We start from the raw sequence: 8,522 nt of genomic DNA, 5'->3' as shown, positions 1-8,522 counted from the left end.
GCTTGTAATGTTGCGCTGCGGCTAGGTTCATTAGCTAAGGCAATTGAGCAGACATGTAACCAGTCACCAGGATTGAATTGAGGGATGTCGCTCTCGACCAAGAACTGATCCGCACTTGGTTTGACCATGAAGGTAAAGCTGCGCTCACCGCTGTCGTCAAGATCGACGATGACAGTTGAAGTACGTTGGCTTTCATCAAGCAGCATGAAATCTGTGTTCACTCGTTCATCGCTTAGAGTCTGCTTCATAAAGCGGCCAAGAGGATCTTGCCCCACACGTCCAAAGAATGCGCTGTCACCGCCAAGACGCGCAATGGCAACCGCTACATTGGCTGGCGCACCACCAGGGCATTTTAGATATGTTGATTCGGTATCAGGAATCAGGTCTACGACTGCATCGCCAGTAACCCATACTTTGTTCATAGTTGTAACCTCAAAACTCTTCGTAGTAATGCGCTAATTATATAGCTAAAACGATTTAGCTGAACACCTACTTCTCGCTATAATGGAGTTATTAGAGAGTGAATTGTGATCCGTAACGATCTTTCTGTCACTATGTTGGTTATGTAGCTATCAAACCGACAAAGGGTTAGAAATCTAACTTGATATCAGTAAAATAGGCTCTAGCCTGTAACAGGGCTGTTAACCAACGCAGGTAAAGAATGGCAACAAAAAAGTTAAAGCTTGCTGATATCGCTGAGCTAGCAGGTGTGTCGAAATCGGCCGTCAGCTTTGTGCTTAATGGCCATGCGAAAAAACATCGTATCCATGAAGAGACGGTAAAAAAGGTTCAAGAGATCGCCTTTGCTAATAATTACTCTCCAAGCATTTATGCGCGCGCGTTAAAGTCAAAACAGACCTACACCGCAGGGCTTGTGATCCCAGACCTAACTAACATGGGCTTTGCGACCATCGCTAAGCGGTTAGAAATCCTTTGCCGTAGTGAAGGCTACCAGTTGCTAATCGCTTCATCTGACGATGATCCTGAAATGGAAAACCAGGCGATTCGAAGTTTAGTCGATAGACAGGTTGATCTATTGTTGATTGCCACTGCGCAAACGGACGAAAGCGAACTACTAGCTGCGACGCAATCGACACCTGTGATTCTTTTCGACCGAGTGATTGATGGCAGCAAGGCTATTAACATCAAAACTGATGCAGCTAGCGCGACTCAAGAGGTGGTAGCGAAGCTCGCTTATGGGCTTGATGAGTGCTTCTATATTGGCGGTCAAATGGCTCTATCGCCAAGCAAAGACCGTTTTTCTGGCTATCAAGCGGGCTTAAAGCAAGCGGGAGTCGAGTTTCAATCTAAGCATGTGTTTAACCAAGATTATCAGCCGAGCTCTGGCTATGAAATGATGGCGAGAGCGATTGAGCAAAATGGCCGTTTACCACAAGCTGTGTTCACCGCCTCGTACTCTTTACTTGAAGGCGTCTTACGCTACTTGACCGAACACAGTTTGCTAATGTCTGATATTCGCATCGCAACTTTTGATAACTACGATATTCTAGACTGCCTGCCAATCAAAGTAGATTCGATAGAGCAAGATTGTGACCTGATTGCACAAGCACTATTTGACGCTGGCAAAGCTGTGCTAAGCCAGCCTGATAGCAAAGTGGAGCAACAGGTGTTTCCCGCTAAAATCCACTATCGACGTTAAGCATAAATCTATGCTTAACCCATGGCGACTGCGTATGAGTCACTATCACGTTGCTTTCTAATTGCGTTGAGAAGTTGAACCAGCAGAAGCACACCTGTGACGCCTAAGCCAATTCCGATCCCGCCCCAAATGCCTGCTAGCCCAAATTCAGGCATCAGTAACCAAGCAGAAGGAAGGCCAAACACCCAGTAGCCGATAGCCGTCATGATGGTTGGTCCCATGACAATCTTCATTCCGCGTAGTAGGTTGATTGCCAATAGCTGCCAAGCATCGACGATAAATGACAGTGCTACCACCCACAGCACCAAGGTCAGCAGTTGAGTCAGCTCGCCGTCGAGATTAAACATTGCAGCGATTAACTCAGGCCAAAGCATAAATACGCCAGCCATGACGATACTAAGTACTGTGGTGATTCCAAAGCTGCGTAGTGCAGTGCGCTTAATACCATCATAGTTTTCAGCCCCAAAGTCTTGCCCGACTAATATGGCCGCTGCTTGTGAGAAACCAAAATTGATATTCCACGTAAAGCTTAAGCACTGTAAAAGGATCTGATGCAGAGCCAGCGCAGCAATACTGATCGTTCCTGCCATCAGTGTGCCGCCATAGATTAACCCGTGCTCTAACAGGGCAGCGATAGCGATAGGCAACCCCATAGCAAGCAGTGGGGTTAGCAAAGATAATGAGTACTCGTGCGTATTTAACCAAGGAGCAAATGGCGCATATTCGGCGCGCTTAAAGACCCACATACCGTAGCCAAGCATCACGATTAACGCTGCCAGTGCTGTACCCGCGCCCAACCCTGAAAGCCCAAGATCAAAGGTAAATGCAAGCACGTAGCTAATTGGCACATTAAGAACAACCGTGATCAGCGACATCACCATAATCGAGCGAACGTTGCCAAACGCGCTGGTTAAACCGCGCAATACAAGTAGTAACAAAGAAGGGAGCATCGCCCATTTTAACGTGTCGACATACTGCATAGCGGGTGCTGCAAGTTCGCTTGGCTGATTTGCTAGCGCGAACAGCTGTGGAACAAACATAAAGCTAATAGTCAGAACAACGCTGAGTACTACCGAGAGCAGTACCGCTCCTTTTACCGCAAGCCTGATCTGTTGGTTGCCAAACTCTGGGCGAGCGATTCGTTGCCCGTAAGCGATGGCAATGAGATTCGCTACACAGCCAACAGTGCTGCTCGCAACGATGAAAACGAAAGAGTAGATTGAAGCGCCTAACCCTCCTGCTGCAATGGCAGAAACACTTAATCGCGACATCATCCAAACATCGGTAAGAACCAATGCCATAGAGATCATCTGCGAAATAATAAGTGGTATAGCAAGAGTGAGAATTTTCTTCATGTGCGCCTCGTGATCATTATCACACAAAGGTAAAGGTTATCTGACTGGCGTTCAAATGACATTTATGCCACTCTGGCATGAGTTCAGATCATGGGAGAGGCAAATGAGTCCGTATTCGAATCTTCCTTACTCGCACAATGGATTAAAAGTCTTTGAAGCAGTCGCACGTTTGATGAGTTTTACTAAAGCTGCTGATGAGCTAAACGTAACCCAAAGTGCTGTAAGTCGACAGATAAAACAGCTAGAAGATGAGCTCAATTGTGCGCTTTTGGTGCGCAAGCATCGAGCGATTGAATTGACTCGACAAGGTAAAGATCTGTATGAGGTGCTTCGGCAAAATTATCACAACCTTGATTCGCTGATTGCACAGTGGAAAGCGCCAGCCAAGAAGCGAATCGTAATAAAGAGTGCGCTCAGTTACGCCACTCGCGTTTTAATGCCTAATGTCGCGATGCTCAACGAAAAATATCCAGAACATGAAATCGTGATTATTCCTTCAATCGAAGAGGATCCGGTACTAGAACTCGAAGATTGTGATCTATTGATCATCAATACCCGCCAGCGTGACCGCTACGTTGGCAAACCGGGCGTTACCTTTCTACGTGCAGAATATATGGCGCCAGTTTATGCAGAGTTGATGTCTGAAAAAAACATCCAAATTGAAGATGTCCTTGCGTTGCCTCATTTACACGCCACTCTAGACCACCAAGACTGGAAACTATGGCTCGCCAATGCCAACCTTAAGGGCAAAAAGCTGGGCAGAGACACGGTGTTTTTTAGTTTGGATTTGGCGCTCAGTGCATGCTTATCTGGTCAAGGTGTCACTGTGACCGATCTGCTTTTAGTATTACCTGAGCTCAAAAGAAAATTCTTAAAATGCCCTGAAAAAATTGCGTTGCAACATAGTGACTGGCAGTACTTTTGCTATCAGGCAAATCACAACCCTGTAGCGAATGAAATATTGCAATGGCTGGTGGCGCAGACCGAAGCAGAAGTAGGTCAGTTAAAACAAATTTGCGCTCAATTTGGCTGGAGTACAGAGAGGGTTGAACTCTAAATCTACGAATGAAATTATGCGAAAATTGCATATTTTTCAAATAATTATTCTCACAATGAAAATATCAGTAATGTGACGAACAGACGAAAATTTTACCGCGATGATAAGTACACTCAGTCGGAAACACAGATAATAAAAGCCCTGCAAATATAACTGACGTTAACTTTGAATTATCTCGTTTCATAAGCGGAGAATTAAGATGAAAACATGGTCTGTATCCTTTCTTGCAACTGCAGTGGCTGTCGCCTTGAGTGGTAATGCGTTAGCCTGTACTGGACTTATCGTTGGTAAAGGTGCTTCGAGCGACGGCAGTATAATGATTGCGCGTAATGAAGACTTTGGTATCAACAACTGGAACAAGTATTTAGAGTACCGTCCAGCACAGGACAACGAAGCAGGTGACTGGGAACTCGGTAATGGGTTGGTGGTTCCAATGCCTAAACACTTTTTTGCCTACTCAGCGATTCCTGATTGGGATGCAAAAACGGTAAATAGTGATGGCAAGTTCTATGAAGAGCGTGGCATTAACGAGCATAATGTTGCTATCTCCGCTACCACAAGTGCTGAGGTGAATGACAAAGCTGCGAAAGTAGACCCTCTGGTTGATAATGGCGTGATTGAAGCCGTTATTCCTACCCTAATTCTTCCGCAAGCCGAAAACGCTAAACAGGCTGTTGAACTGTTAGGTCACTACATCGAAACGTTTGGCGCAGGGGAGGGCAACAGCCTTTACATTGCTGATGTCAACGAAGCTTGGTTGTTTGAAATTGGCTCGGGCCACCACTGGATTGCGGTAAAAGTGCCTGACGATAGCTACGCTATGATTGCCAATGGTTTACGTGTTCATGGCGTTAATCTGGCGAGTAAAGACGTTCTTCACTCTAAAGGCCTGTTCGAGTTTGTACAGCAGCACAAGCTATTAGATAAAGCGGACAAGAAGTCGTTCAACTTTGCTAAAGCGTTTGGCGTCATCGGTGATGAATACAACATCGATCGCGAATGGCTAGGTCAAAAGATGCTGACTCCATCGAAACATCAACAGAGTCGCCTAGCGCAATATCCACTGTTCATGACACCCGATGAGAAAATCTCGGTAGGGGATGTGGCTGAAGTACTCAGTGCGACTTACGATGGCACGTCATTGGAAGGCAAAGCAAAACGCCCAATTCGTGTTGAGCGTCAACTAGAGTCGCATGTTATCCAGCTTCGTCCAGAGATGCCAAATGAGCTGCAAGGTGTAATTTGGCAAAGCTTTGGCGTGTTGCCAGAGTCTGTATTAGTCCCACTCTACTCAACGCTTCACGAATACCCTAAAGCGTTCCAAGTAGGTGATGATACTTACAGCGATGACTCCGCTTACTGGCAGTTCCGCAGTTTAACAGCGCTCGCTTCTGCAAACCCAGATAAGTATCTACCTATTTTGAAAGCGACTTGGGATAAAGAAGAGACTCAACTGTACAAGCAAGCGGCTCACCTGGATAAAACGCTAGCGAGCATGTACAAAGTGGATAAAGAAGCGGCTAAAACTATGGCGGCGGATTACTCTTATGGACAGCTTAAGCGCACGATAAGTATGGCTACAGAACTAAGATACAAGATGATGACGGACTTAACTAAGAGTACAGAGAAGAAGTATTCTGAAGAAGAGTTCAAGAAGATCATGAGCCTATAAGAAACAGTGCTGAGATCGAAAACGGAGCCTAGCGCTCCGTTTTTTATTGGTTTTATTAACTGGCTTTATCAAACTCAGTGATTAAGCCAAAGCTATGCTTTAAGTCTTCGAGGAATAGTGGGTCTTCGCACATGGCTTTTTCTGGCTCATCGCTGATTTTAGCTACGGCGCCACCATTACATTCTGTCATTTTAACCACCATGGAGAGCGGCTTATACATCCCTTTGTCGTCGCTCCAGTCGCCCATATCATTGGCTAAGAATGTCCCAATGCCAAAGCTTACCGTTGCTCGGTTGCGGAAATACTCACAGATCTCAATTGCACGTTCGAAGTTAAGTCCATCGGTAAATATCAGCAGTTTAGATTTCGCGTCGATGCCGAGTGATTTATAGTGTGCAATGATTTTATCTCCCCATTCAAATGGGCTTCCCGAGTCGTGACGTACGCCAGCATAGGCAGAAGCACGCTCAAAGGTGAAATCTTTTAGAAACGCGTCAATCCCTATGGTATCGGTCAGAGCAATACCAAGTTTGCCATTAAACGCTTTATGCCACCTATCCAGTGCGACCTGTTGCGATTTTGCCGGTTCAACAAGTTGTTGGTGAGCCATAAACCATTCATGGGCGACAGTTCCAATCGGCGTTAAATCAAGTTTCTTGGCGAGATGATAGTTACTCGTGCCGCTCATTAACTCAGGTGCGTTTTGCTGAATGTAGTCGACCACATCGTGCTGAACTTGGGCACTAAAACGACGTCGGCTGCCCATCTCTGAAAACACAAAGTTGCTGATCTCTCGACGAGCTAACTCAGTTTTTAACTCATCAACCTTGTTCTTAAGCGTGTTGAGAAATGCATGGTACGGAATAGTGCTCCACAAAGTTCGGCTTCGCACCTCTGAGATAATACTCATCACGAGGGTTTCGTAGAGGATGGTTTCATGCCAAATACCGCTAATCGACACACGTAACTGGTTGTTAAGCGTGGTTACGCATACCTGCTCGGATGGTTTGAATCGAAACTCGCCAAGGTAGGTAAGAAAGTCACGGCTAAGGTAGGGTGCTTTTTGCTCAAGATAAGCTATCTCTTGCTGGCTGAAAAGGCAGTCTGCGAGTTTACCTATCTCTTGTTCTACAGAATCTTTAAGCTCAGATAAGTCTTCGTCCGAGCGAACAATCAACTCGTAACGAACGTGCGTATCGGGGTAGTACGTTCGCGCCGCGTGCATCATATTGATCTTATAGACGTCGAGATCGAGCGCACTTTGGATTATGTCGTGGTTAAAAAGCTTGGCGGTCATTCAGCCATCCTATATTTCTGAGGGCTTGATACCAACCACACCAATTATCTGAACATCTAATTAATGCGATTGGAACTATCATTTGAGTGAACTTTAAATAAGCCCCTATAGTTTGTCAAATTATGTTACTAACTATAGTTGATGCCGGCTAATTGTGTAAGGATATTCACACGCAGGGAATTAGACTTTGGTATATTGCTACTACAAATGTAGGTGATTATTCTTAGTTTATAACAAGTTGTTACTTTCATTTGACTTGCTGATAAGCGGTGTTAATCTAACGACTAATTAAGGAGTTAGGGAACGCATAATGATTGTCACTATTGACATGATATGTTTGCGACTAGGTGAGCAAGGGTTAGAAACCTTACTTATTAAACGCAACAATAAACAACGCCCCGAGCATGGACTATGGTCTATCCCGGGTGGCTTCGTCTTCGAACACGATTTATCTGCTCAGGGAGGACAGCCAGCGGATCAAGATTTTGATGCTGCACGCAAGCGTATCTGCCGCCAGAAAATTCACACGTACCCTAACTACATCAGCCAACCTATGGTCGATGGCAATCCTAAGCGCGACCCTGAAGGTTGGAGCGTGACGATTGCGCACTACGCGTTGTTGAATCAGTCCAATGTCGAACAGATTGAAAACTGTGGACTGTGCCAAGAGCAATTGCGGTGGTTTCCATTGAGTTCAGTGCTCGATGATCAACTGCAACTCGCGTTTGACCATGCCGATTTGATTAAACTTGCTTGGAACAAACTAAGAGCTGCGATTGAGTACACCTCAGTTGCGTTGTTTGCATTGGAAAAAGAGTTTTTGGTCTCTGACATTATTGCCGCTTATGCCAAGTTCGGTGTCGAGGTTAATCGTATGACGGTTAAGCGCCGCTTGATCGATACGGGGGTAATCGTTAGCGCTAATAAGATGGCGTCCACCAACAGAGGTCGCGGAGGAAAACCTGCGCAAGTTTATAGTCTTGGCGAAAAGTGCGTGACCTATTTCCAGACCTGCCTGCGTTGATTGCACAAGGAGTGACTATGCTATTTCAAACCATCAAAATTGATAAACAGACAACCGCTTCAATCGATGTTGATCCACAAAAAGGGTTTAGTGAACTTTGCCCCAATGAGCTACCAGTGCAGGGCGCGCTAGAGATTGTTGAAGAGTTAAAGAGCAATCATGCTAAAGCGTCACTGCGTTTGGTATCGCGTGATATGCATCCACCAGGCGCGGCATGGGAAGCGGCAACCCCACAAAACATGTTAGAGCCAGTGGGCCTTCCGGAAGTGGATATCAAATGGAATCCTCACTGCGTAGTGGGTACATCAGGAGTCGAGCTCCTGCCAGGGTTACCAGCCATTCGCGAATACGATTTTCAAATTAACAAAGGCATAGACCCAGATGCTCACCCATACGGCGCTTTCTATCATGACCAGGCGGATACTCTCTCTACTGGTGGAATAGAGTTTCTTCGTGC

8 protein-coding genes are annotated in these 8,522 nt (G+C 45.8%); 5 read left to right on the top strand and 3 right to left on the bottom strand.

Translation table 11 applies throughout. The features are described from left to right. A partial coding sequence (locus QTO00_RS10160) for a PfkB family carbohydrate kinase (protein WP_331424670.1) occupies nucleotides 1-422 on the bottom strand: 422 nt, incomplete at its 3' end. 239 nt (nucleotides 423-661) lie between these two features. Here QTO00_RS10160 and QTO00_RS10155 point away from each other — a divergent pair. Then, the gene (locus QTO00_RS10155) at nucleotides 662-1,660 is read left to right on the top strand and encodes a substrate-binding domain-containing protein (protein WP_331424669.1); all 999 of its coding nucleotides are present in this window, start codon (nucleotides 662-664) and stop codon (nucleotides 1,658-1,660) included. Between the two features lie 14 nt (nucleotides 1,661-1,674). Here QTO00_RS10155 and QTO00_RS10150 read toward each other — a convergent pair whose 3' ends face one another. Next, a complete protein-coding gene (locus tag QTO00_RS10150) occupies nucleotides 1,675-3,015 on the bottom strand; it encodes an MATE family efflux transporter (protein WP_331424668.1) in 1,341 nt (446 codons plus the stop codon). 103 nt (nucleotides 3,016-3,118) lie between these two features. On the opposite strand from QTO00_RS10150, the gene QTO00_RS10145 reads away from it, so the two are divergent. Together QTO00_RS10145 and QTO00_RS10140 are read left to right on the top strand one after the other, a co-directional pair. Continuing rightward, nucleotides 3,119-4,072: a LysR family transcriptional regulator gene (locus QTO00_RS10145; protein ID WP_331424667.1), complete on the top strand. Its 954-nt coding sequence runs from the start codon at nucleotides 3,119-3,121 to the stop codon at nucleotides 4,070-4,072. A 199-nt stretch (nucleotides 4,073-4,271) separates the two neighbouring features. Continuing rightward, nucleotides 4,272-5,744, top strand: coding sequence for a C69 family dipeptidase (locus QTO00_RS10140; protein WP_331424665.1), 1,473 nt, complete (start codon nucleotides 4,272-4,274; stop codon nucleotides 5,742-5,744). Between the two features lie 55 nt (nucleotides 5,745-5,799). Here the strand turns inward: QTO00_RS10140 and pncB are convergent, their stop codons facing one another. Continuing rightward, a complete protein-coding gene (pncB, locus tag QTO00_RS10135; protein WP_331424664.1) occupies nucleotides 5,800-7,041 on the bottom strand; it encodes a nicotinate phosphoribosyltransferase in 1,242 nt (413 codons plus the stop codon). Between the two features lie 310 nt (nucleotides 7,042-7,351). Here pncB and QTO00_RS10130 point away from each other — a divergent pair, with 310 nt between their 5' ends. Both QTO00_RS10130 and QTO00_RS10125 read left to right on the top strand, forming a co-directional pair. Beyond that, complete coding sequence (locus QTO00_RS10130) at nucleotides 7,352-8,065, top strand: NUDIX hydrolase (RefSeq protein WP_331424662.1); 714 nt, start codon at nucleotides 7,352-7,354, stop codon at nucleotides 8,063-8,065. 17 nt (nucleotides 8,066-8,082) lie between these two features. Beyond that, the coding region (locus QTO00_RS10125; protein ID WP_331424660.1) for a nicotinamidase at nucleotides 8,083-8,522 on the top strand (440 nt) is incomplete at its 3' end.

Origin of the sequence: Vibrio sp. M260118, assembly GCF_036533755.1 — a bacterium.
GTDB lineage: Bacteria > Pseudomonadota > Gammaproteobacteria > Enterobacterales > Vibrionaceae > Vibrio.
This window is presented reverse-complemented; position numbering and strand designations above follow the sequence as displayed.

Excerpts from the sequence above, each read along its gene's own strand:
- QTO00_RS10155 (WP_331424669.1), top strand. The coding sequence starts at position 662 with ATGGCAACAAAAAAGTTAAAGCTTGCTGATATCGCTGAGCTAGCAGGT.
- QTO00_RS10150 (WP_331424668.1), bottom strand. The coding sequence starts at position 3,015 with ATGAAGAAAATTCTCACTCTTGCTATACCACTTATTATTTCGCAGATG.
- QTO00_RS10145 (WP_331424667.1), top strand. The coding sequence starts at position 3,119 with ATGAGTCCGTATTCGAATCTTCCTTACTCGCACAATGGATTAAAAGTC.
- QTO00_RS10140 (WP_331424665.1), top strand. The coding sequence starts at position 4,272 with ATGAAAACATGGTCTGTATCCTTTCTTGCAACTGCAGTGGCTGTCGCC.
- pncB (WP_331424664.1), bottom strand. The coding sequence starts at position 7,041 with ATGACCGCCAAGCTTTTTAACCACGACATAATCCAAAGTGCGCTCGAT.
- QTO00_RS10130 (WP_331424662.1), top strand. The coding sequence starts at position 7,352 with ATGATTGTCACTATTGACATGATATGTTTGCGACTAGGTGAGCAAGGG.